This window comes from Gallaecimonas zhanjiangensis (assembly GCF_057624825.1).
The window spans coordinates 1,510,765-1,532,833 of record NZ_CM172603.1; the positions used below are offsets into that span (position 1 = coordinate 1,510,765).

The 22,069-nt window shown below is 59.5% G+C and carries 16 protein-coding genes and 4 tRNA genes; 9 read left to right on the plus strand and 11 right to left on the minus strand.

Going from position 1 to position 22,069, the window contains the following annotated elements:
• Positions 1-30: 30 nt before the first annotated feature.
• Positions 31-2,985 (plus strand): diguanylate cyclase, encoded by a 2,955-nt coding sequence (locus AC22G1_RS07155; RefSeq protein ID WP_487316146.1) that lies wholly within the window; start codon positions 31-33, stop codon positions 2,983-2,985.
• Between the two features lie 42 nt (positions 2,986-3,027).
• On the opposite strand, the gene katG is transcribed toward AC22G1_RS07155, so the two are convergent.
• The 4 genes from katG to AC22G1_RS07175 form a co-directional block, all read right to left on the minus strand.
• Complete coding sequence (gene katG, locus AC22G1_RS07160; RefSeq protein WP_487316147.1) at positions 3,028-5,196, minus strand: catalase/peroxidase HPI; 2,169 nt, start codon at positions 5,194-5,196, stop codon at positions 3,028-3,030.
• A 317-nt stretch (positions 5,197-5,513) separates the two neighbouring features.
• Positions 5,514-6,467 carry an MBL fold metallo-hydrolase gene (locus tag AC22G1_RS07165; protein WP_487316148.1) on the minus strand — a complete coding sequence of 318 codons (954 nt, stop codon included), beginning with the start codon at positions 6,465-6,467 and terminating at the stop codon, positions 5,514-5,516.
• A gap of 100 nt (positions 6,468-6,567) precedes the next feature.
• On the minus strand, positions 6,568-7,077 hold the full coding sequence (locus AC22G1_RS07170; RefSeq protein ID WP_487316149.1) for a hypothetical protein: 510 nt from the start codon (positions 7,075-7,077) through the stop codon (positions 6,568-6,570).
• A 68-nt stretch (positions 7,078-7,145) separates the two neighbouring features.
• Positions 7,146-8,033, minus strand: coding sequence for a TIGR01777 family oxidoreductase (locus AC22G1_RS07175; protein WP_487316150.1), 888 nt, complete (start codon positions 8,031-8,033; stop codon positions 7,146-7,148).
• Positions 8,034-8,155: 122 nt separating this feature from the next.
• Between AC22G1_RS07175 and AC22G1_RS07180 the strand changes: the two genes are divergently transcribed.
• Positions 8,156-9,193: an AI-2E family transporter gene (locus AC22G1_RS07180; protein WP_487316151.1), complete on the plus strand. Its 1,038-nt coding sequence runs from the start codon at positions 8,156-8,158 to the stop codon at positions 9,191-9,193.
• On the opposite strand, the gene AC22G1_RS07185 is transcribed toward AC22G1_RS07180, so the two are convergent.
• From AC22G1_RS07185 to gloB, 4 genes are all read right to left on the minus strand, one after another.
• Positions 9,163-9,747 carry an LON peptidase substrate-binding domain-containing protein gene (locus AC22G1_RS07185; RefSeq protein ID WP_487316152.1) on the minus strand — a complete coding sequence of 195 codons (585 nt, stop codon included), beginning with the start codon at positions 9,745-9,747 and terminating at the stop codon, positions 9,163-9,165. The two genes, AC22G1_RS07180 and AC22G1_RS07185, sit on opposite strands and share 31 nt — an antisense overlap.
• 107 nt (positions 9,748-9,854) lie before the next feature.
• Positions 9,855-11,339 (minus strand): S10 family peptidase, encoded by a 1,485-nt coding sequence (locus AC22G1_RS07190; RefSeq protein WP_487316153.1) that lies wholly within the window; start codon positions 11,337-11,339, stop codon positions 9,855-9,857.
• A gap of 109 nt (positions 11,340-11,448) precedes the next feature.
• Positions 11,449-13,035 (minus strand): LysM peptidoglycan-binding domain-containing protein, encoded by a 1,587-nt coding sequence (locus tag AC22G1_RS07195; protein ID WP_487316154.1) that lies wholly within the window; start codon positions 13,033-13,035, stop codon positions 11,449-11,451.
• Between the two features lie 27 nt (positions 13,036-13,062).
• Positions 13,063-13,848, minus strand: coding sequence for a hydroxyacylglutathione hydrolase (gloB, locus tag AC22G1_RS07200; RefSeq protein ID WP_487316155.1), 786 nt, complete (start codon positions 13,846-13,848; stop codon positions 13,063-13,065).
• A gap of 93 nt (positions 13,849-13,941) precedes the next feature.
• Here gloB and AC22G1_RS07205 point away from each other — a divergent pair, with 93 nt between their 5' ends.
• Positions 13,942-14,646: a methyltransferase domain-containing protein gene (locus tag AC22G1_RS07205; RefSeq protein ID WP_487316156.1), complete on the plus strand. Its 705-nt coding sequence runs from the start codon at positions 13,942-13,944 to the stop codon at positions 14,644-14,646.
• Here the strand turns inward: AC22G1_RS07205 and AC22G1_RS07210 are convergent.
• Both AC22G1_RS07210 and rnhA read right to left on the minus strand, forming a co-directional pair.
• Positions 14,597-15,364 carry an HAD-IIA family hydrolase gene (locus AC22G1_RS07210; RefSeq protein ID WP_487316157.1) on the minus strand — a complete coding sequence of 256 codons (768 nt, stop codon included), beginning with the start codon at positions 15,362-15,364 and terminating at the stop codon, positions 14,597-14,599. The two genes, AC22G1_RS07205 and AC22G1_RS07210, sit on opposite strands and share 50 nt — an antisense overlap.
• A gap of 1 nt (position 15,365) precedes the next feature.
• Complete coding sequence (gene rnhA / locus AC22G1_RS07215; RefSeq protein WP_050660887.1) at positions 15,366-15,830, minus strand: ribonuclease HI; 465 nt, start codon at positions 15,828-15,830, stop codon at positions 15,366-15,368.
• A gap of 76 nt (positions 15,831-15,906) precedes the next feature.
• On the opposite strand from rnhA, the gene dnaQ reads away from it, so the two are divergent.
• From dnaQ to AC22G1_RS07245, 6 genes are all read left to right on the plus strand, one after another.
• Positions 15,907-16,641 carry a DNA polymerase III subunit epsilon gene (gene dnaQ, locus AC22G1_RS07220; protein WP_487316158.1) on the plus strand — a complete coding sequence of 245 codons (735 nt, stop codon included), beginning with the start codon at positions 15,907-15,909 and terminating at the stop codon, positions 16,639-16,641.
• Entirely contained in the window at positions 16,638-17,858 is a 1,221-nt protein-coding gene (locus tag AC22G1_RS07225; protein ID WP_487316159.1) for a hypothetical protein, read from the plus strand. The genes dnaQ and AC22G1_RS07225 overlap by 4 nt, the downstream gene beginning before the upstream one ends.
• A gap of 80 nt (positions 17,859-17,938) precedes the next feature.
• Positions 17,939-18,015, plus strand: a tRNA-Asp gene (locus AC22G1_RS07230).
• A 103-nt stretch (positions 18,016-18,118) separates the two neighbouring features.
• Positions 18,119-18,195: transfer RNA gene (locus AC22G1_RS07235), tRNA-Asp, on the plus strand.
• A 101-nt stretch (positions 18,196-18,296) separates the two neighbouring features.
• A tRNA-Asp gene (locus tag AC22G1_RS07240) sits at positions 18,297-18,373 on the plus strand.
• 100 nt (positions 18,374-18,473) lie between these two features.
• Positions 18,474-18,550, plus strand: a tRNA-Asp gene (locus AC22G1_RS07245).
• A gap of 391 nt (positions 18,551-18,941) precedes the next feature.
• On the opposite strand, the gene AC22G1_RS07250 is transcribed toward AC22G1_RS07245, so the two are convergent.
• Positions 18,942-22,064: an efflux RND transporter permease subunit gene (locus AC22G1_RS07250; RefSeq protein ID WP_487316160.1), complete on the minus strand. Its 3,123-nt coding sequence runs from the start codon at positions 22,062-22,064 to the stop codon at positions 18,942-18,944.
• Positions 22,065-22,069 lie beyond the last annotated feature (5 nt).

The window sequence follows — 22,069 nt, forward strand, 5'->3', positions numbered from 1 at the left end:
ATTCGCTTTAGCAGGACCCTGCCACCGCTCATGAGCCCGCTTTGTCGCCTACGGCTGTTTGCCGCAATTTGTCTGTTCTGGGCCGGCCAGGCTGTCGCTGCCCCCGCTTCGGCCATGGCGCCGCTGAGCCACTATTTCAAATCGGTTTGGACCACCCGCGAGGGCCTGCCCCATAACACCATCAACAGCATTGCCCAAACCCCGGACGGTTATCTTTGGCTAACCACCTGGGAGGGGATAGCCCGCTTTAATGGCAAGGAATTCAAAGTCTTTGGCCGTGATGCCGGTACCGGACTGCCGGATGCGGGTATTCGCGCCGTTTATGTGGATACCAAGGGCCGCCTTATTATCGGCGGCGCCCGGGGCGGCCTTGCTACCGTGACCGATGGCCATTGGCAGGCTTATAAACCGCTTGGCTTTTTGATTAACCGGGTCTGGGCCGATGAGGCAGGCGCCATTTGGGTGGGCACCGAAGGGGGCGGGCTGTTTCGGGTTGACAGCCAACAACAGGTTAGCCGCTGGACCACCGCCGATGGCCTGCCCAGTAACGCCATCTACAGCATGGTCAAGGCCGATAACGGCGGTATCTGGATTGGCACCGCCAAAGGCCTAGCGCTGTGGCGGGCGGGCAATGTCTCGGCCGTTAACGGGGTGCCAGAGGTGCCGGTTTTTGATTTACGGCATTACCAAGGCCAATTGCTTATCGGCAGTGAGCGCGGCCTATACCGCCTGAGTGGCAACCGGGCCGAGCCAGTGGCACCAGCGCTCTTGGACCTGGCCATTACCCAACTGCTGGCCGACCACCAGGGCAGCCTCTGGGTGGGTACGGTACAACGAGGTATTTACCGGCTCAGCCAGCGCTACGGCCTTGAGCATCTGGATATGTCCTTTGGCCTGCCCAGCAACAGAGCGCTGGGGCTTTTTGAAGACCGGGAACACAGTATCTGGGTGGGCACCAACGGCGGCCTGCTGCGGCTGCGCAACTCGCCGTTCTCGGCGGTTACTTCCGATGTGGGGCTGTCTGGCAACTATGTGCGCACCGTCCTTGAAGACCCGAGCGGCGATATCTGGATAGGCACGGCCCGCGGCCTAAACCGTTACTCACCCAGCAAGGCCCGGGTGGTGGAGACGGTGATGCAAAAGCAATCCATTTTGAGCCTGGCCTTTGATACGGACGGCAGCCTGCTGGTGGGCACTTACGCCTCTGGGCTTTATCGTTACCGGCATGGTAAGGCGAGCCTCTTTTTAGACCGGGACAGCGGCCTTAGCTCTAACGAGGTGCGGGCGTTGTTGCCCGAAGCCGACGGCAGCCTCTGGGTGGGCACCTCTCAAGGGCTTAACCAGGTCAGCCAAAGCGGTATCAAAAGTTTTGGCAGCAGTGACGGCCTGCCAGGGAATTTTGTGGTGGCGCTCACCCGTTTTGATAACCGGCTCTGGATTGGCACCGGCACCGGCCTTGGCACCTTCGATGGCAAGGGGTTTAAAGCCGTACCCATTCGCCAGCATGACAAGGCCGAGTACGCCTTTGGCTTTTATGCCGAACCGGCCAACAAGCGGCTTTGGGTAGCCACCGACCGGGGCCTTTTGCGCCTCGATGCTGGCAGCGGCAAGAGCGCCTTTATCGGCCGCCAGCAGGGATTGCCCTTTGATAAATACTTCCAAGTCTTTATCGACCGGCAACATAACCTGTGGCTGACCAGCAACCGAGGCATTTTGCGGGTCAGTGAAAGTGATGCCAACGCCGTGGCCGATGGCATCGAGCCAAAGCTCAAACCGGTGCTTTATGGCGAAAGCGACGGCATGCTCAGCGCCCAGGCCAATGGCGGCTCCAACCCCACCGTGATTGAGGGGCGAGGTGGCGATATCTGGATAGCCACTGCCGTTGGCGCCAGCCATGTCCAGCCTTCACGGCTCGACGAAGTGGGGCACTATATTCCCGAAGTGGCAATCGAAGGGCTGTGGGTGGATGGCCAGAGCCACAGCCTTACCGGCAAGCTGGTGCTGGCGCCGACGGTGCAGCGCCTGCAGGTCAAATTTGCTGGGCTCAGCTTTATTTTGCCAAGCGCGCTTCATTACCGTTCGCGCCTGGAGGGCTTTGACAGCGATTGGCATGACAACGGCACCGTTGACCAACTGGAATTTACCAACCTGGCGCCGGGGCGCTATGTGCTCAGTATCGAGGCCGCCAACCGCGGTGGTGATTGGAGCCTGCCAGCCAGGTTGGTGATCATCAAGCAGCCGTACTGGTGGCAGAGCCACTGGGCACCCTATCTGGCTCTTGTTTTGGCGCTGTTGCTGGTGGCGCTACTGGTGTTTTGGCGTACCCGGCATTTGCGCCGCTCCGAGCTGCGGCTACTGGAACTGGTAGCCAATAAAACCGACGAGCTAAAGCGCCAGACCGAAAGCCTGCGCCAGGCCAACCAAGAAAAGTCCCAGCTCCTTGGCCAGTTGCAGGTCCAAGCCCTGGCCCTTGAAAAACAAGCCCGCCAGGACGTACTGACCGGCCTTGCCAATCGCCGTGCTTTTGATGAGTCCTTGTCGGCCGCCTTTGCCCGGGCCGAGCGCCATCAACCCCTCACCCTCGCCTTTATCGATATCGACCACTTTAAAGCCATCAATGACCGCTTTACCCACGGCGTGGGGGACCAGGCGCTGGTGCGAGTAGCGGCGCTGCTAAAAAGCCAATGCCGCGAGCAGGATTTGGTAGCCCGCTGGGGCGGCGAGGAATTTGCGTTGTTGCTGCCAGATACCTCCCTTGCTGACGGCTGCCGCCTTTGTGAGCGGCTGCGCCAGGCGATAGCCGACATCAATGGCGATGACATTGCCAAAGGCATGGCGCTGACGGTGAGTATCGGGGTGGTGTGCTCGGAGCAGGCAAGTAGCAGCGCCGCCTTGCTGCAAGCGGCGGACGAGGCACTTTATCTGGCTAAAAACACCGGCCGAAACCAGGTGGTGGCCAGCGCGGGCGCACTCAATCCGACATAAAAAACGGCGCCCTGGGGCGCCGTTTTGCCAAGCCTTGGCGGCTTATTTAAGGTCGTAACGGTCGGCTTCCATGACCTTGGTCCAGGCCGCCACGAAGTCGTTAACAAACTTCGCTTTAGCATCGTCCTGGGCATACAGCTCGGCGATGGCGCGCAACTGGGCGTGGGAGCCAAACACTAGGTCAACCCGGGTGCCGGTCCACTTGAGCTCACCGGATTTACGGTCTCGCCCTTCAAACTCGGTCTGGGCACTGTCAGTGCCTTTCCAAACTGTGTTCATGTCCAGCAGGTTCACGAAGAAATCGTTGGTGAGCTTGCCGGGGGTCTTGGTCAGCACGCCATGCTGGTTGCCCACATTGGTGCCCAGCACCCGCATGCCGCCCACTAGCACTGTCATCTCGGGGGCAGTGAGGGTCAGCAGTTGGGCACGGTCTACCAGCATGTCTTCGGCGCGGCAGGCAAACTTGGCTTTCTGGAAGTTACGAAAACCGTCGGCAACCGGCTCAAGGGGCGCAAAGGAATGCGCGTCGGTCTGCTCGGCTGTGGCGTCGGTGCGGCCTGGATGGAAGGGCACTTTCACCTCAAAACCGGCGTCTTTGGCGGCTTTTTCCACGCCAGCATTACCGGCCAGCACTATCAGGTCAGCCAGGGAAACCTGCTTGCCGCCGGTTTGCGCCTTGTTAAATTCACTGACGATCCCATCGAGCTTGCCCAGCACCTTGGCCAGCTGCGCCGGTTGGTTAACTGGCCAGTCTTTCTGGGGCGCCAAGCGAACTCGGGCGCCGTTGGCGCCGCCGCGCTTATCTGAGCCGCGGAAGGTAGAGGCCGAGGCCCAGGCGGTGGAAACCAGCTCAGAGACACTCAGGCCCGAGGCCAATATCGTGGCTTTGAGGGCGTCGGCGTCGCTGGGCTCAATCAGCTTGTGGTTAGCCTTGGGCAGGGGATCTTGCCAAATCAGCTCTTCGGTGGGCACTTCCGGGCCCAGATAACGGCTCACCGGCCCCATGTCCCGGTGCACCAGTTTGAACCAGGCGCGGGCAAAGGCATCGGCCAGCTCATCGGGGTTTTCATAGAAATGGCGGGAGATTTTTTCGTAGGCCGGGTCAACACGCAGCGACAAGTCGGTGGTGAGCATGGTGGGCAGGCGGTGGCCCTTGCCGTGAGGGTCCGGGATCACTGCGTCGGCGTTTTTGGCTTGCCACTGCTTGGCGCCAGCCGGGCTGGTGGTGAGTTCCCACTCATAGTTGAACAGGTTCTCGAAGAAGTAGTTGCTCCACTGGGTGGGGGTTTGGGTCCAGGTCACCTCGGGGCCGCCGGTGATGGCGTCGCTGCCCTTGCCAGAGCCAAACTTGCTTATCCAGCCAAGGCCTTGTTCTTCAAGACCAGCCGCTTCCGGCTCGGGCCCCAGCAGGGAGGCATCCCCGGCGCCGTGGGTTTTACCGAAGGTGTGGCCACCGGCGATAAGGGCCACGGTTTCGTAGTCGTCCATGGCCATGCGGGCGAAGGTTTCGCGGATGTCCTTGGCTGCCGCCAACGGGTCGGGGTTACCCTCAGGGCCCTCGGGGTTGACGTAAATCAGGCCCATGGTGGTGGCCGCCAGGGGGTTTTCCAAGTCGCGCTCGCCGCTGTAGCGCTGGTCGGTGCCGAGCCAGGTGCTCTCGCTGCCCCAGTACACGTCTTTTTCAGGCTCCCAGAGATCTTCGCGGCCACCGGCAAAGCCGAAGGTTTTCAGACCCATGGACTCAAGGGCCACGTTACCGGCCAGGATCATCAAGTCGGCCCAGGAAATTTTGTTGCCGTACTTTTGCTTGATGGGCCACAGCAGGCGGCGGGCCTTATCCAGGTTGACGTTGTCGGGCCAGCTGTTGAGCGGGGCAAAACGCTGGTTGCCGCCACCGGCGCCGCCGCGGCCATCGGCGATACGGTAAGTACCGGCGCTGTGCCAGGCCATGCGGATAAAGAGCGGGCCATAATGGCCGAAGTCGGCCGGCCACCAGTCCTGGGAGTCGGTCATCAGGGCGTGCAGCTCCTGTTTGACGGCTTTGAGATCCAGGGAGTTGAAGGCGGCTTTGTAATCGAAACCTTTGTCCTCGGGATTGGACAGGGAAGAGTGCTGATGCAGGATATCGAGGCGAAGCTGGTTAGGCCACCAGTCGCGGTTGGATGTGCCTTCCTTTGAGGTGTGGCCCATCGGACATTTACCAGTAGACATTGCATTCCCCTTATTATGTGAGTCAGTTGCAACCATCAGCATTGGTTATAGTCGCTGCGGTCGCCAGCGTCCCAATATGCCCTAAAAATCATACAGATTGGTTTAATTGAGCCAGCCGATTGGCCCGTAAAAAAGCGGGCTTTTCAGCGTGTTGCAAACCAAGAGGAAGGGTGCAGGCCAGAGTGGGCAAGGGGTGGCAACAGCATGCCCACTCTGGAGGGTGCCCTATTCACCCTGGCTGGAAACAGACTTTTGCCGCCAGGGTGTTTAGATGCCGTTTAAAAAACGCGCAGCCAAGACGGCTTGGCGCCAGAGCGTTACTGACAACCGGCGGTGCAGTTGCCTTTGCTGTCGAAGGTCAAGGTGCGGCCAGAGAGCGGCAGCAAGGTGTCGGCGTTGGTGGCGTCCATAAAGCGCGCGGTCTTGCTGCCGGGCACCACTTTGCCGCCCAGGGTGGCCACTTCGTTGGCGTGAGAGGGGATAACCGAGGTGGGCTCAAGCCACTGGTTCAGCACAAAGGCCGCCTCACTGGGCCCGGTGGTGTAGGTATCGCCGATGTTCATCACCGCCAGCTTGGCATGATAGTGGTCGTGCACCACCAGCTTTTGCTCGGCGCTAAGGCCAGTATCCCCAGAAAGGTAAGCCACCAGGCCGTTACTGAAGGTGAGCACATAGCCGGTGGCCGGGCCCACGTCGCCGGCGATACCGGCCGCCTTCATCTGAGCGCCTAGCTCGCCGCCGATAAGGTCGGGAGCCACGCCGTTACTGTGAAGGGCGGGCACCGTGGCAATTTTCACGCCGCCCACCGTTACGCTAGCGCCAAAGCGGGCCAGCACCGAGTCCCGCGGGTCGCCGCCTGCAGCTTTGAGTTTGGCGGCGAAAAAGGCTGGCATTTCCGAGCCGGTAACGATTTTGGCGCCTTTGGCCAGCGCGATGGCAACCGCGTTGGTCTCTGGCACATCAGAGACCATCTGCGGCGTGTCGGCGCAGCCGGCGTTGGGGGCCTTGATATGGGCGCTGCCTACATGGTCGCCATGCATATGGCTCACCAGCACCACATCAATCTTGCCAAGGCGCGGGTCGTTTGCGCCAGCTACCGTCATGCCCGGGTCGTAAAGGATGCGGGTGCCCTTGGGATCTTCAAAAACCATGGCCCTGTCCTTGGGGCAAAACTCCCCTTGCTGGCTGCCAAGGGGGGTGACTTTGACGCCGGCGGCGAGAGCCGGGGCTGAGGCGAGCATCAAAAACAACGCGGCGGTCCGGTGCAACATGGTGATTCCTTGAGGGTGTGGTTGATCCCCTAATGAGTAAAGCATGGCAGGGCGAACAGCAACGCCTGTGGCCGTGAAAAGCGCGCTATCTGGCGCAGCCTCAGCTTTGGGGCGGTTCGCGCTTGTAAACGGTGCCGCCAAACCAATAGCCGAGAATTTGCCCGACCCCGGCGGTCAGCACCCCGAACAGAATTTGGATCTCGCCTATCAGCGAGTTGTCGCCCTTTTTCATGTTGAGGGTGTCGCTGGCTTCGACCACCAGCATCGACGACAGCAAAATAAAATACACCGCCAAAAACAATACGCTGAGGATGATTTGCGGCAACTGGCTGTGGCCGGAGTGCCGCACGGCCTTCACCGGCGGCAGGCCGCTGGCGGGGTCGACATTGAGCCCCTTAAGCTCTTGCTTGATCTCGCTGTCTACGGCTTGCAGTTTTTTGATGTGCTGGGGGTCGCTTAACATTAGCCGCAGCAATTCGGCCAGAGGTTTGCCCGGTGCTTCACTGCCCAGGCGGTTTTTAAGGCGGCTGACGGCCATGGCAGACAGGGGGCCTGAGAGCAGCGCGGCAAGGGTGGGCGCTACCTGGCGTAGCAGTTGGGAATGGGCCATGGTCTCCTCCTGAGATGGGGTGCTCAGGCACAACTCACCACGGGCCCCGAGTTGGCGCCAGGGGAAGCCTATCCCAGTGCGGCTTTGAAGGCCTCGTCAAGCTCGGGGTAACGAAACTCAAAGCCCGCTTCCAGTAGCCGTTTGGGGAGCACCTTCTGGCCATCCAGTAGCAAGGTGGCGCCTTCGCCCAGCAACAGCTTGGGCACGAAAGCAGGCATGGGCAGCAGGGCCGGGCGGCCCAGCGCGGCGCCAAGGGTTTTGGCAAAATCGCGGCTGCTGACCGGGGTAGGGGCGGTGCAGTTAAAGGCGCCACTGAGATCGCTTCTTTCCAGCAAAAAAAGAATGGCGGCTACCATGTCGTGGTGGCTTATCCAGCTCATCATCTGCTGGCCCGAGCCCACCGGGCCCCCCAGGCCCAGCTTAAAGGGCAGCAACATGCGCTGTAGCGCCCCGCCTTGGCCTATCACCACGCCGGTGCGCAGCACACAGACCCGGGTAAACTCCTGGGCTTTGAGGGCTCGCTCTTCCCAGCCTTGGCAAAGCCGGTGGCCAAAGTCGTCGCTGATGCCGGTGTAACTCTCGGTGACCAAGGTGTCTGGGTCTTGGGGGCCGTAAAAGCCGATGGCCGAGCCGCTGATAAAGACCCTCGGCGGCGCGGCGCTCATGGCCGTAACCAGCTCTTCGGTCAGTTGCCAGCGGCTTTGGATAATGCGTGTTTTCTGGTGCTCGCTCCAGCGCTTGGCGGCGATGGGTTCGCCGGCGAGGTTAATCACCACCTGCACCCCACTGAGGTCGGGCACATTGGCGCAGAGTTCGACCTCGGGGCCCAGCAGCTGGCGGGCCGTGCGGTTATCGCGCACCAGGGCGGTGATGGCGAACTTGTCTTTAAGCCGCTGGCACAGCGCCTTGCCGATAAAACCGGTGGCGCCGGTGATAAAGAGTCTGTCCTTTGTCATGAGAGCCTCCTGGGACTTACCTTGAGTATTAGGGAAAAAACCTAGAAACTCATCATGTTGTCGCCGGCTGGCGATAACCTTCATTCACCTTCTGGCCCTGATGGGAAGGATCTCGTTACACCATGAGCCGATCTTGGATAGTGGGGCTGGCCGCCCTTATCATCGTGCTGGCGGGCATCAAGCTCTCCGCCGATCTACTGGTTCCTTTGTTGCTGTCTGCCTTTATCGCCATTACCTGCAATCCGCTGGTTAACTGGCTGGAGCGGCACAAGGTGCCAAGGCCGCTGGCGGTGGTGTTGATCATCTTCCTTATCGTGCTTATCGGCTTGATGCTGACCGGCCTTGTCGGCAGTTCGGTGAACCAGTTCACCGCCAATATTCCCCAGTACCGGGCCAAATTGCTGACCCAGTTTGCCTGGGTAACGGACCAACTGGCCCGCCTTAACATCCATCTGGACCGCAAACAGCTGCAAACCATTATGGACCCGGGGGCTGCCATGAACATGGCCGCCAATACCCTGACCAGCCTCGGCTCCTTACTGACCAACTTCTTTGTGATTTTGCTGACCGTGGTGTTCATGCTGTTCGAGGCCGCCAGCTTGTCAGAGAAAGTGCACCGGGCCAGTGGCGGCGCCGAGCATGTCTATCAGGCGCTGCACCGCTTCTTTACCTCGGTGAATCATTATCTGGCCATCAAAACGGTGGTGAGCCTGGGCACCGGTATCTTGATTTGGGCCTGGACCTGGGGCGTGGGGGTGGATTTTCCGCTGCTCTGGGGTGTGCTGGCGTTCTTGCTTAACTACATCCCCAATATCGGTTCTATTATCGCGGCGGTGCCGGCGGTGCTGCTGGCTTTGCTGCAACTGGGCCTTGGCCATGCCGGTATGACCGCCCTTGGCTTTTTGCTGGTGAACACCCTGATGGGCAACGCCGTGGAGCCCAGGCTCATGGGCCGCGGCCTTGGCATCTCCACCCTGGTGGTGTTTTTGAGCCTTATTTTCTGGGGCTGGTTGCTGGGCTCGGTGGGCATGCTGCTGTCGGTGCCGCTGACCATGATCATCAAGATTGCCCTGGAGTCCAACCCCTCCACCGCCCATATCGCCATCTTGCTGTCGGGCGACCTGCCGGCTCAGGAAGAGGCCAAGGACGCGCGCAGCTGAAAGCACAGAAAGTGCAGGGCACTTTGGCAGTCGGCACTTTCGATAAAGGGGTGGCGCTCGGGGCCTGACAGCGGCAGGATCTCCAGCCAACGGGCGGTGAGCCAGGCGGCGTCGTCAAAGTGAGGGGCCGGGTACAACTCGGCCAGTTCCGGGTGCTCGTCAAAAAGCTGGGCCAGCAGGTTTTTAAGGATATCGGCGTCGTCCGGCAAGGGCGCCTCCGGCCAGTTGTCCAGCAAGGAGACCTTTGCCACATGGAGCTTGTCGTCTTCCTGATGGTTACTGATGATGCGATAGCGCTGGCGCCCTTCTACGGTGATGCCAAGGCGCCCGTCATCCAGGGTCTCAAAATCCACCACTTCCACTAAGGTACCCACCGGGCAGAGTCTTGCCGGGGTGTTAAGGGGCGCCTTGGGGTTGGGCATGCAAATGCCGAAGGGGCGGCGCCCGGCCATGGCGTCGGCCACCATGCGAAGGTAACGCGGCTCAAACACCCGTAGCGGCATGCGCCCGCCGGGCAGGATTTGGGTATCAAGGACAAACTGGGCAAGATCCATGGGGCTTCTCACTGTGACTTCTGAGCGGTTATACCCCTGCGCGGCGCGGGTAGATCAGCGCCAATAAAAAAGCCCGGCTTGTGCCGGGCTTTTGGGTCTATCGAAGCTTAATAGGCGCTTTTGATAAAGGCGCGGATGGTGTTGGCCAGCTTCTCGCGGGAGGCGGGCTGCACGTACATCATGTGCCCGGCCGGGTAGTAGCTGAACGACACGTTCTTCTCGATGCTGGGCTCAAGGCCCATATGGCTGAAGGTGTACTCGGTGGCGAAGAAGGGGGTTGCCATGTCGTAGTAGCCGTTGGCCACCATCACCTTGAGGTGGGTGTTGGTGCTCATGGCATGGCGCAAGTCTTCGGCCACGTTGGTGTAGCCTTTCCAGCCACCTTTACCCCAGTCCCAACCCATGTTCACTTTGTAGGACAGGATTTGATACTCGCTGTCGTCCTTGAACTTGAGCTCGCGGCGCACGTAGTCGTTAAAGGCGGCGGTGTAGGGGCCCATGATGGCGGTGTAGCTGGGGTCGTGCTCGAAGGTCTCGCCAGCCGCGTCGTGGTCGATGCCTTCAAAGCGGCTGTCCAGGCGGCCAACGGTGCGGCGTTTGTCCCGCAGCAACTCTTTGGTAAAGCGCATGATGTCGATGCGCAGGTTGGTCTGGTCCAGGTAGGCCTTGGACAAACCGGTGTACTGGTGCAGTTTGTCGATGATGCGGGCCTTTTCTTCGGCGCCGATATCGCTGCCTTTAAAGAGCGCTGCAGCGTATTCACCACCGGCAAAGGCGCGCACTTCTTTTAAGAAGGCTTCCAAGTCCTTGGGCTTGTTCGGCAGGGCGTCGTGATACCAGGCGGTGGCGGCGTAGGTGGGCAGGTAGGTGATGTAGGGCAGATCGTTGCCCGGGTTGAAGCTGATGGTGGAGAAATCCAGCACGCTGGACATCAGCACCACGCCATTCATGTACACGCCGTGGCTTTCCAGCTCATCAACCACAGCGGCGCTGCGGGTGGTGCCGTAGGACTCGCCGGCCAGGAATTTAGGAGAGTTCCAGCGCTCGGCTTTGGTCAGCCACAGGCGGATAAACTCGGCCATGGCCTTTTTATCGCTGTCCACGCCCCAAAAATCCTTACCTTCCTTCTTGCCTTCGGCCTTGGAATAGCCGGTGCCGACCGGGTCGATAAACACCAGGTCTGTGGTGTCGAGGATGCTGTCTTTGTTGTCTACCACGTCAAAAGGTGCGTTGGCCGGCTGAGTAACGTCGGGGAACTTGACGATACGCGGGCCAAGGGCGCCCATGTGCAGCCACACCGAGGACGAGCCCGGGCCGCCGTTGTAGGCAAAGGTAACCGGGCGCTTGCGCGCATCGTCTACACCGTCTTTGGTGTAGGCAATGTAGAAGAAGCTGGCGGTGGGGTTACCCTTGTCGTCTTTGAGCACCAGGGTGCCGGTGGTGGCCTTGTATTGGACCTTGTCACCTTGGATGCGCACGCTGTGCTCGGTAACCACTTGTTGTTCTTTGACGTCCGGCACCGGAGCGTCGGCCTTGTCGGCGGCCCACAGCGGGGCGGCAACCAGGGCCAGGCTAAGCAGGAGAGTTCTCACGGACACTGTCTCTGTTGTTATGGATTTGCCTGAGTATTACCACCCCGGCGGCCTCGGTAAAACCCCGGCGCGACAAAAAGCAAAAGGCCCGCGTTCTGCGGGCCTTTTATCAGGAGCGGGTCACATCCACCAGCAACTTGAGCACCTGGCCCGGTTGCAGGTAGTTGTCGGCCTCCAGTTGGTTCCACTTCATCAAATCTGCCACCGACACCTTGAACTTGCTGGCGATAGTCGACAGTGAATCGCCGCTGCGCACCTTGTAGCTGACGTTGCGGTTGACCCCTTTGACATCGGAGTCCAGGCGCACGGTCAGCTTCTTGTTCAGTGACAGGGTGTCCTTGGTGGACATGTGGTTCCAACGGGCCAGATCCTTGACCTTGACGTTGTACTTGTGGGCGATGGTCCACAGGCTCTCGCCGCTGCGCACACTGTGGGTCAGGGTGGCGGTGCGGTTGGCAACGGCCTGGCTTGGCCGGCCGTCGGCCAGGGCTTGGCTCGACAGCGGGATCATCAAATCCTGGCCAACCCGGATAAGGTTGCCCTTGATGTGGTTGGCCTTGCGAAGGGCGGCTACGTCGGTGTCGTAGAGGTGAGCGAGCTTGAGCAGGCTGTCACCGCTTTTGACCTTGTGCATGGTCCAGCGCAGGCGGTCCTTGGCCGGCAACGCGGCCAGCTTGGTCTCGAAGGTTTCGGCCTTGGCCTTGGGCAGCAGCAACGTTTGGGTGCTGCCCGGGCTGGTGGCCCAGCGGTTAAAACCGGGGTTTAAGGCATGCAGCTTACTGACGCTGATCCCGGCCAAGTCGGCTGCAACCGACAAATCCAGCTGCTTTTTCACCTTCACCTGGGCCAGGCGCGGCTCGTTGGCCACCGCATTGAAGTGATTGCGGCCTTGTTCGCTTTTCAATATCTCGGCCAGGGCCAGCAGTCGCGGCACATAGGCGCGGGTTTCCTTGGGCAGGGCCAAGTGCCAGAAATCGGTGGGCTTATTGTGCTTCTTGTTGTAGGCGATGGCCCGCAGTACCCGGCCTTCGCCGGAGTTGTAAGCGGCCAGGGCGTTGAGCCAGTCACCGTCAAACATCTCGTTGAGGTATTTGAGGTAGGCAATGGCGGCCTTGGTGGAGGCCAGCACGTCGCGGCGGCCGTCGTACCAGTAGTCTTGCTCAAGGCCAAAGCGGTCACCGGTACCGCTGATGAACTGCCACATGCCGGCAGCACGGCCATGGGAGTAAGCAAAGGGGTCGAACGCACTTTCCACTATGGGCAGCAGCGCCAGCTCGGTGGGGACCTTGGCGTCTTCAAGCTGCTGGACAATCAAGAACAGGAAAGGCTCGGCCCTTTTGGATACCCTCTCGAGGTATTTGGGGTGTTTTTCAAACCAGCGCTTTTGCGCCAGGATGCGCGGCTCTTCGGTGTTGTAGTTGAGCGCGAAATCGTTGGCGATGACGTCCCAAAGATCGTCAAAGGGCGCTACTTGCTCACCGTTTTGGTCGGCATCGGCCAGCACGTCCACCTCGGAGCTTTCAGGCTCTGGCGGCAGGGTTTCATCACCGGCGGCAGCGACTGCGGTGTCGTCGCCTGGGGTATCGGTGGCCGGGCTCAGCGCAACCGGCAGCGGCTCGGCCTGCTGAGCGGTTTTGGTCATCTGGCAGCCGGCCAACAGTACCGGCAGCAATAAGGCTAAAGCGGTCTTTTTCATCAAAATCTGCATTGTCGGGGGGCAAATTCAGCTTTCATCTTTAAAGCGTCGCAAAGCCGCAAAAACGTCGACTGCTGTCGGGCAGGGCACCTTGGCGTAAGCCTCGGCGGCTTCCTTGACGGCAGTCTCCTGGGCGCGCAAAAAAGGATTGATGGCCTTTTCTTTCGCCAGTGTGGAGGGCAGGGAGGGCAGGTTTTGCTGCCTGAGCTCTGCCACATCCTCCATGTAGGTTTTCAAGGCCTGGTTAGAAGGCTCTATCTTCCAGGCAAACCGCAGGTTGGCCTGGGTGTATTCGTGGGCGCAGTAGACCCGGGTCTCGTCCTTAAGGGCCGCCAGCTTGGCAAGCGAGCGGAACATGGTAGGGGCGTCACCTTCGAACAATCGGCCGCAACCTGCGCTGAACAAGGTATCGCCACAAAACAGCATTCCCTGCCCGTGGTAGGCAATATGGTCCAGAGTATGCCCGGGAACGCTAATTACTTGCAAAGGGCTAAGATCTTGAAGTTGAACCTGATCACCCTCTGAAACCGGATGGCTAATGCCATCAATGGCTTTGTTGGCGGGGCCATACACCGGCACCGCAAATTTTTCCAACAAAGCGAGAATGCCGCCGGTGTGGTCGTTGTGGTGATGGGTGATGAGGATGGCGCTGAGGGTCAGTTGGCGCTCGGCCAGGGCGTCGAGCACCGGGGCGGCGTCGCCCGGGTCCACTACGGCCACCTTGCCGGGGCCGGTCTCGATGGCCCAGATATAGTTATCTTTAAAGGCGCTGATGGCAAAAACGGGGTCTTGATGAGGCAACGGCTTGTTCATCGCTCGCTCCGCAGGCACAGTGTCATTGATACAGATTGGAAAGGTTGGTTGGCGATGCTGTTTGGCCCCATAAAGAGGCATCATTCGGGCACCATGCCTGAGTCCTGGCAAAGTCTCAAGGACGGTAGCTGGCTGCTCGAACAGGAGGCGTGCCGGTTGAGCCTGTGGTGGCCGCGGTTCTACGGTTACTACCTGGTCAAGCTCGGCCCCCTGGCCGGCGCCTTTGACACTTCGGCGGCCAGGATGCAGCGCCAATGGCATATGGGCGCCACCGGCCAGCTGCATTTTGCCGGCAGCGAGCTGCCGCTGCAGGGCCGCAGTGTCGATGTGCTGGTGCTGTGCCACAACCTCGAATACAGCAAGGACCCACACCAGTTGATGCGTGAAGCCGAGCGGGTGCTGGTGGAAGGCGGGCATTTGGTGCTGACTGGCTTTAACCCCCTGTCATTGATGCATTTAACGGCCTTTTGGAAGCGCTCTCCGCCCTTTGATGGCCATTTTTATCATCCGCTGAGGGTCAAGGATTGGCTGGCGCTGCTGGGCTTTGAAATTTTGGCCGACGACCGCCTGCTGTTTGGGCCGCTCTCCTCCAAGACCCCACACTGGCTCGAAGCCCTGGGCGAGAATTACGCACCCTTTTTCGGCGGTGTCTACATGCTGGTGGCCCGTAAAAGGGCGATTCCCATGACCGTCCCCCCGGCGCTGAGCCGCCAGCGTAAAAGGGTGGTGGCTCCCTTGGCAGGGCCCGTTACTGGCCGTGTAGCCAGGCTGGAAGCGCCCAAAGCCCCTCGAGAATAACGTCGCTTTGGCGCCCTTTAAGCTGGCTGCTGCGAAACTTGCCGGTTGTCACCAAAATGCCGGTCAGGCCAGCGTCCATGGCCGCCAGGGCGTCGGTGTTGATGTCATCTCCTACCATCGCCACCTCGTTTGGGGGCAGGTTTAGCAGCCGCGCCCCCAGGTGAAAAGTCTCACGGCCCGGTTTGCCGCACACCACTAAGGGGTTGCCGCTGCTTTGGGCCAGGAGCCTGGCAAAGGGCCCCACATCCAGCATCAGCTGGTCCTTGCCTTGGTAAAAATCTGACAGGCCCAGGCTTATCACCGGCACCTTGGGGTGCTCGATCAGGTAGTTAAAAGCGGCGTTCAGAAGCGCATAGCGCCAATCCTTGCCAAGGTCGGCCACCACCAGCGCCTGGGGGCGGGTTTTGTCCAGCACAAAGCCGTCAAAGGCGCTTTTAAGGTTAGGGTTTGCCAGCAGCCAGATGCGCTCAAGGCCGCGCCCTTCAAGCTCGGCCCTGGCTACCGTTACCGGGGTGATGATGTGGCTGGCAGGAATGTTGACCCCCAACTGGCCAAGCTTTTTGGCCAACATGTCGCTTGAAGCGCTGGTGGTGTTGGTAACAAAAGCCAGGGGCACATTGGCTTTTTGCAAGGCATGGATGGCTTCAACGGCTCCTGGCAGCGCGCCTTGGTGCTGATAAACCACGCCGTCCAGGTCGCAAAGGATGCCCCTGACCATCTCAGCCCTCGAACCCGCTGTCTTCCAGCAAATTGCTCGATTCGGCCGCTTCCCTGGCCAGTTGGTCTACCTTTTCGTTCTCGGGGTGGCCAGAGTGGCCCTTGACCCAGTGCCAGCGGATGTCATGCAAACTGGCGGCAGCGTCCAGACGTTGCCAAAGGTCTTGGTTTTTCACCGGTTGGCGACTGGCGGTGCGCCAGCCGTTTTTCTTCCAGCCGGCCATCCAGGAGGTAATGCCCTGGCGCACATATTGGCTGTCGGTCCAGATATCGATAGAGCAGGGCTCTTTAAGCACCTCCAGCCCCTTGATGGCGGCCAGCAGCTCCATGCGGTTGTTGGTGGTGAGCTTGTAGCCCTGGCTCAGGCATTTTTCATGCTGGCGATAACGTAGCAGTACGCCATAGCCGCCTGGGCCCGGGTTACCCAGGCAGGAACCGTCGGTATATAGGGTTATCTGTTTTTGCACTGCGCTTTCATTGGTAAGATGCCGATAATCTTTCAAGTGTGCCTTTCTCGGCGCCTGTCAGCAAACACAAGGTGTTATGAGCGAACAACTGCATCGTCAGGTGGTACTGGATACTGAGACCACCGGTATGAACCAGGATGTGGGCCCCCATTGGGAAGGCCACCGCATTATCGAAATTGGTTGCGTGGAGGTGATAAACCGCCGCCTGACCGGCCGCCATTTTCATGTGTATTTGCAGCCAGACCGGCCGGTAGACCCGGAAGCCTTTGAAGTTCACGGTATTTCTGATGAGTTCTTGAAGGACAAACCCCGCTTTGCCGAGGTGGCCCAGGAGTTCATCGAGTTTATCCGTGGCGCCGAGCTGGTTATCCATAACGCCCCCTTCGACATCGGCTTTATGGACTTTGAGTTTCGGATGTGGAACCCCCAGCAGCCGCCCACCCAGCAGTTTTGCACTGTAACCGACTCGCTGGTGCTGGCGCGCCAGATGTTCCCAGGCAAGCGCAACAACCTGGACGTTTTGTGCGACCGCTTCTTTATCGACAACTCCGGCCGTACCCTGCACGGCGCTTTGCTCGATGCCGAGATCCTGGCCGACGTTTACCTGGCCATGACCGGTGGCCAAACCAAGCTCAATCTGGTGGCAAGCGGCGGTGACGGCTCCGATACCGGCGGCAATGAAATTCGCCGCCTGGCCCTGGCTGCCGACGCCTTAAGCGTGGTGCGGGCCAGTGCCGACGAGTTGGCGGCCCACGAAAGCCGCCTCGATTTGGTGGAAAAGAAAGGGGGCCACTGCCTGTGGCGGCAATGAAGGCCAGCCTGGGCCTGGCGGCCCTTTGCCTTGCAAGCCAGGCCTTGGGCGCCGAGCCCAAGGACACCTTGCCTGAGTCGCTGTTGTACCTGCAAAACGTCTTTCATCTTCCCAAAGGCCCCTACTATCAAGTGCTGCGCCGTAAAAGCGGCAGCGACTCGCTGATCTTGGTGGGCCCCGATGGCAACAAATTCTACAGCGACCGCCACCCCGACACCGTGGACTGGTATTCAGCGCCGGGCATGGATATCGTCCGCATGAGCCAACCAACGCCTGGTCCCTGGCAGGCTATCGGTGACTTTACCGGTCGTTACCCCTTCAAGGGCTTTACCTTTGGCGCACCCTCTTGGCCCAACCCCCGTTACGTGGGGGAACAGACCGAGCTTTGCCAGCAGATCGCCGAGCCAGCCGGCAGTTTAAGCGCGGCGGAATTTACCCGGCTGGTTGACGCCCGAACCTGGTTTACCAGCAGCCACGTGGGGAAAGACGACAACTTTGCCTTTGGTTCTACCGCCAAGGTGCACCTCAAAGGGCAGGGCGGCCGTTATTGCGTCACCCTCAACGTGCCCACCCTGGCCGGGCACTATCAATGGTCACTGCGCGATTCGGCGGTGTTTGACAGCCAAGAGTTCACCCAGGAGCTGCTGCTAAAACCCCTGCCGCTCACCATCGACACGCCACTGCCACAAGACGACCTTAGCCCGCTGATTTACCGGGCCACCCTGAACGACGACACCCTGGACCCGCAATCGGTGCGGATAGCCCTTACCCTGCATCTGGCCAACAACCAACAGGCCAAGCGGATTTTGCGCCCTTTTAACGGTGTGGCCGAACTTCGTTATTTGCAGACGCCGGGGCACGCCATCACCGTTAGCGGCAAAGTGGATTTTATCGACGCCGAGGGCACGGCAAGGGAGCTGCAACTGCCTGACAGGACCCTGGTTTCGGTGCCGCCGCCCAAACCCAAGCCCCCTGTCGACCCGCAGGCCGATGCGGCGAAGCCAGCAGCAAATTCCGGCTTTTCGGCGTGGTGGCTGCTTTTTGCACTGGTGCCTGTGATTTTTGGCACACTTTGGTGGTGGTTAAGGGCCCGTAAACGCCAAGAAGCTTTGCCTCCAGAGGAGGCTCAATTGCCCGAATCTCAACCGCAAACGCCGGAAAATGATGGCTTTTTGCTCGATTTGAGCCGCCCTGACGATGTAGACGAAAAAAATTAAGAAAAGGTGTTGACGCTAGACGCGCGCCGAACGTAGTATTTGCGCCGCACCGGGGGGATGACCACCGGATAGCACTGAGCGGAGTGGTAGTTCAGTTGGTTAGAATACCGGCCTGTCACGCCGGGGGTCGCGGGTTCGAGTCCCGTCCACTCCGCCAACTAATTTAATGCGATGAGGACCTGGTTCTTGTCGTCGCGGGAAACCGCCAGTGACAATGTACCAATCGGTTGCACGCCGCTTGGTAAAAAAGAACAAAGTGCGGAGTGGTAGTTCAGTTGGTTAGAATACCGGCCTGTCACGCCGGGGGTCGCGGGTTCGAGTCCCGTCCACTCCGCCACTAATTTAATACAATAAGAACCTAGTTCTGATTGCAGCGGGAAACCGCAGTGACAATGTATCAACCGGTTGCACGCCGATTGGTAAAAAAGCATAAAGTGCGGAGTGGTAGTTCAGTTGGTTAGAATACCGGCCTGTCACGCCGGGGGTCGCGGGTTCGAGTCCCGTCCACTCCGCCACTAATTTTTGTATTGAGGGCTTGGCTCTTGATGCAGCGGGAAACCGCAGTGACAATGTATCAACCGGTTGCACGCCGATTGGTAAAAAAGCATAAAGTGCGGAGTGGTAGTTCAGTTGGTTAGAATACCGGCCTGTCACGCCGGGGGTCGCGGGTTCGAGTCCCGTCCACTCCGCCACTAATTAAAAAGCCCGACCTTGTGTCGGGTTTTTTATTGTCTAAACCGCGCCCCGAAGCCCTTGCTGGTTTTTGGTTCGCGGACCCACGCTGGCGGCGTTTAATCCCGGTTTTGATGCCGCTAAAACAAAACTTTCGCCGGACTGCGATGGGCATTCCTGGCTGGCCGGCTGTGGGCTATCGATGGCTTAGGCCGGCGCCTATCGGCGCCCTGCATCAGCCTGTCTCCCATAAACTCACTGTGGCTCGACATGCATCGCCGATGTCGAGCCGAGTTCTTTCCCGTAAAGGTCTCTAAATGCCTGCTAAGAGTTTTTTATGAGGAGCTTTGACCTCTAATTGCGGACATAAAAAAAGCGCCCATCAGGGCGCTTTTTAGTAAGCCTGTCGGCTTAGTTCTCTATTTTCTTACCCACCAGCTTGTGGGAGAGGCGCTCAACCAGCACAAAGAACAGCGGCACAAAGAAGATCCCCAGGGCGGTGGAGGCAATCATGCCACCCAATACCCCGGTACCTACCGCGTTCTGGCTGCCAGAACCGGCGCCGGTGCTGATGGCCAGCGGCACAACACCGAGGCCAAAGGCCAGCGAGGTCATCAGGATGGGGCGAAGACGCATCCGCACCGCATCCAGGGTCGATTCCACCAAGCCCCTGCCATTGTCGAACTGCTCTTTGGCAAACTCGACGATAAGGATGGCGTTCTTGGCCCCCAGGCCGATGATGGTCAACAGTGCCACCTGGAAGTAGACGTCGTTAGACAGGCCGCGCGCGTCGGTTGCGATGAGGGTACCCAGCACCCCCAGTGGGATCACCAGCAGTACCGAGAACGGGATGGACCAGCTCTCATACAGGGCTGCAAGGCACAGGAACACCACCAGGATGGACAGGGCATAGAGACCCGGCGCCTGGTTACCGGCCAGTTTTTCCTCATAGGAAAGGCCGGTCCACTCCAGGCCAAAGCCCGGCGGCAGCTTGGCTACCAGAGACTGCATGGTGGCCATGGCGCTACCGGAGCTAAAGCCCGGCGCTGCGGCACCTTGGATCTCCACCGCCGGCAGGCCGTTATAGCGCTGCAGCTGAGGTGAGCCATAAGCCCAGTGGCCACTGGCAAAGGCGGAGAAGGGCACCATGTCGCCGCTGCTGTTACGCACATACCAACGTTTTACGTCTTCAGGCTGCATGCGGTAAGGGGCTTCACCCTGCACATACACCTTTTTGACGCGGCCACGGTCGATAAAGTCATTGACGTAGGTACCACCCCAAGCGGTGGTGATCACCGAGTTGATATCCGCCACGCTAACGCCCAGGGCGCCGGCTTTACGGTGGTCGATATCCAGTTGGTACTCGGCTTTGTCGCCTTGGCCGTTGGGCCGTACAGCGATCAAAGTGTGGTCTTGCGAGGCCATACCCAACAGCTGGTTACGAGCAGCCATCAGCTTCTCATGGCCTTGGGCATTACGGTCTTGCAGGTACATGTCAAAGCCGTTAGCGGTACCCAGTTCCAATACCGCGGGCGGTACGAAAGCGAACACCATAGCGCCTTTGATTTGGCTAAAGGCGCCCATGGCCCGGCCGGCAATGGACTGTACGTCGCTGCCTGGCGCGGTACGCTCACTCCAGTCTTTGAGCTTGACGAAGGCGATACCCATGTTCTGCCCTTGGCCGGCAAAGCTGAAGCCGCCGATGGAGAACACCGAGTAGACGTTGTCTTTCTCTTTGGTGTGGAAGTAGTTCTCAACCTGCTTGAACACCTTGAGGGTCTGTTCCTGGGTTGAGCCTTCCGGCAACTGCACCTGGACGAACAACACGCCCTGATCTTCGTCAGGCAGGAAGGAGCTTGGGGTGCGGCTAAAGAGCCAGCCCACCACGCCTACGATCACCAGATAGATGATCATCATCCTGCCGCCACGCTTGAGGATACCGGCAACGGTGCTCTGATAGCCGTGGGTGCGCTTGTCAAACCAGCGGTTAAACCAGCCAAAGAAGCCGCGTTCGGAACCGTGATGGCCTTTTTCCACCGGCTTGAGCATGGTGGCACAAAGCGCAGGGGTCAAAATCAACGCCACCATTACCGACAGCGCCATGGCCGAGACGATGGTCACTGAGAACTGGCGGTAAATAACCCCGGTAGAACCGGTCATAAAGGCCATGGGCAGGAACACCGCCGACAGCACCAGGCCGATGGCCACCAGCGCGCCGGTGATCTGGTCCATGGATTTCTTGGTGGCTTCCTTGGGCGACAGGCCTTCTTCGCTCATCACCCGCTCGACGTTCTCCACCACCACGATGGCGTCATCTACCAACAGGCCGATGGCCAGTACCATGGCGAACATGGTCAGGGTGTTGATGGAGTAACCGAACAGCGACAGCACCCCGAAGGTCCCCAACAGCACCACAGGTACGGCAATAGTGGGAATAAGGGTGGCCCGGAAGTTCTGCAAGAACAGGTACATGATGAGGAACACCAGTACCACGGCTTCAATCAGGGTGTGCACCACGCCTTCGATAGAGAGTTTTACAAAGGGGGTAGTGTCAAAGGGCACTACCGCCTTCAGCCCTTCAGGGAAGAACTGGGACAGCTCATCAATCTTGGCTTCTACCGCTTTGGCGGTGTCCAGGGCGTTGGCGCCGGTGGCCAGGCGAATACCCACACCGGTGGCTGCTTGGCCGTTGAAGTTACTGGTGAAGTTGTAGTTTTCGGAACCCATCTCCACTTTAGCTACGTCTTTTAGGTAGACGTTGGCGCCGTCGGTGCCAGTGCGCAGCAGGATGTTGCGAAACTGCTCCGGGGTCTGCAAACGGCTTTGGGCAGTAACAGTGGCGTTCAGCTCCTGGCCGGCCACAGACGGGGTGCCGCCCAATTGGCCGGCTGCCACCTGAGCGTTTTGGGCCTGGATGGCGGCCGTTACGTCAGAGGCGGTGAGGCTGTACTTGTTCAGCAGGTAAGGGTCCAGCCAGATGCGCATGGCGTACTGAGCGCCAAACACCTGCAGCTCACCCACACCCTGGACCCGGCTCAGCGCGTCTTTAACGTTGGAGTTGATGTAGTCGGCGATGTCCGCTTTATCCATGGAGCCGTCTTCGGACACGAAGGCGTACACCATCAGGAAGTTACGTACCGACTTGGTCACCGTTACCCCTTGGCGCTGTACGCTTTCCGGCAGCAGCGGGGTAGCCAGTTGCAGTTTATTCTGCACCTGAACCTGAGCGATATCCGGGTTGGTACCCTGGGTAAAGGTCAGGGTAATGGTGGCCTGGCCGTTGGAGTTACTGGAAGACGACATGTAGTTCAGGCCATCGATGCCGTTCATTTGCTGCTCGATGACCTGGGTAACGGCATCTTCCACCGTTTTTGCCGATGCACCGGGATAGTTGGCGGTAATGGTTACCGTCGGCGGTGCAATGCTGGGGTATTGGGCGATGGGCAGACGAACAATCGCCATCACCCCAACCAGCATGATGAGAATCGCGATCACCCACGCAAAAATGGGGCGATCAATAAAAAAACGTGGCATGAAAG

Bases quoted from the DNA above. Each gene is read 5' to 3' on its own strand.
- AC22G1_RS07155 (WP_487316146.1), top strand. From the start codon at position 31: ATGAGCCCGCTTTGTCGCCTACGGCTGTTTGCCGCAATTTGTCTGTTC.
- katG (WP_487316147.1), bottom strand. From the start codon at position 5,196: ATGTCTACTGGTAAATGTCCGATGGGCCACACCTCAAAGGAAGGCACA.
- AC22G1_RS07165 (WP_487316148.1), bottom strand. From the start codon at position 6,467: ATGTTGCACCGGACCGCCGCGTTGTTTTTGATGCTCGCCTCAGCCCCG.
- AC22G1_RS07170 (WP_487316149.1), bottom strand. From the start codon at position 7,077: ATGGCCCATTCCCAACTGCTACGCCAGGTAGCGCCCACCCTTGCCGCG.
- AC22G1_RS07175 (WP_487316150.1), bottom strand. From the start codon at position 8,033: ATGACAAAGGACAGACTCTTTATCACCGGCGCCACCGGTTTTATCGGC.
- AC22G1_RS07180 (WP_487316151.1), top strand. From the start codon at position 8,156: ATGAGCCGATCTTGGATAGTGGGGCTGGCCGCCCTTATCATCGTGCTG.
- AC22G1_RS07185 (WP_487316152.1), bottom strand. From the start codon at position 9,747: ATGGATCTTGCCCAGTTTGTCCTTGATACCCAAATCCTGCCCGGCGGG.
- AC22G1_RS07195 (WP_487316154.1), bottom strand. From the start codon at position 13,035: ATGAAAAAGACCGCTTTAGCCTTATTGCTGCCGGTACTGTTGGCCGGC.
- gloB (WP_487316155.1), bottom strand. From the start codon at position 13,848: ATGAACAAGCCGTTGCCTCATCAAGACCCCGTTTTTGCCATCAGCGCC.
- AC22G1_RS07205 (WP_487316156.1), top strand. From the start codon at position 13,942: ATGCCTGAGTCCTGGCAAAGTCTCAAGGACGGTAGCTGGCTGCTCGAA.
- AC22G1_RS07210 (WP_487316157.1), bottom strand. From the start codon at position 15,364: ATGGTCAGGGGCATCCTTTGCGACCTGGACGGCGTGGTTTATCAGCAC.
- dnaQ (WP_487316158.1), top strand. From the start codon at position 15,907: ATGAGCGAACAACTGCATCGTCAGGTGGTACTGGATACTGAGACCACC.
- AC22G1_RS07225 (WP_487316159.1), top strand. From the start codon at position 16,638: ATGAAGGCCAGCCTGGGCCTGGCGGCCCTTTGCCTTGCAAGCCAGGCC.
- AC22G1_RS07250 (WP_487316160.1), bottom strand. From the start codon at position 22,064: ATGCCACGTTTTTTTATTGATCGCCCCATTTTTGCGTGGGTGATCGCG.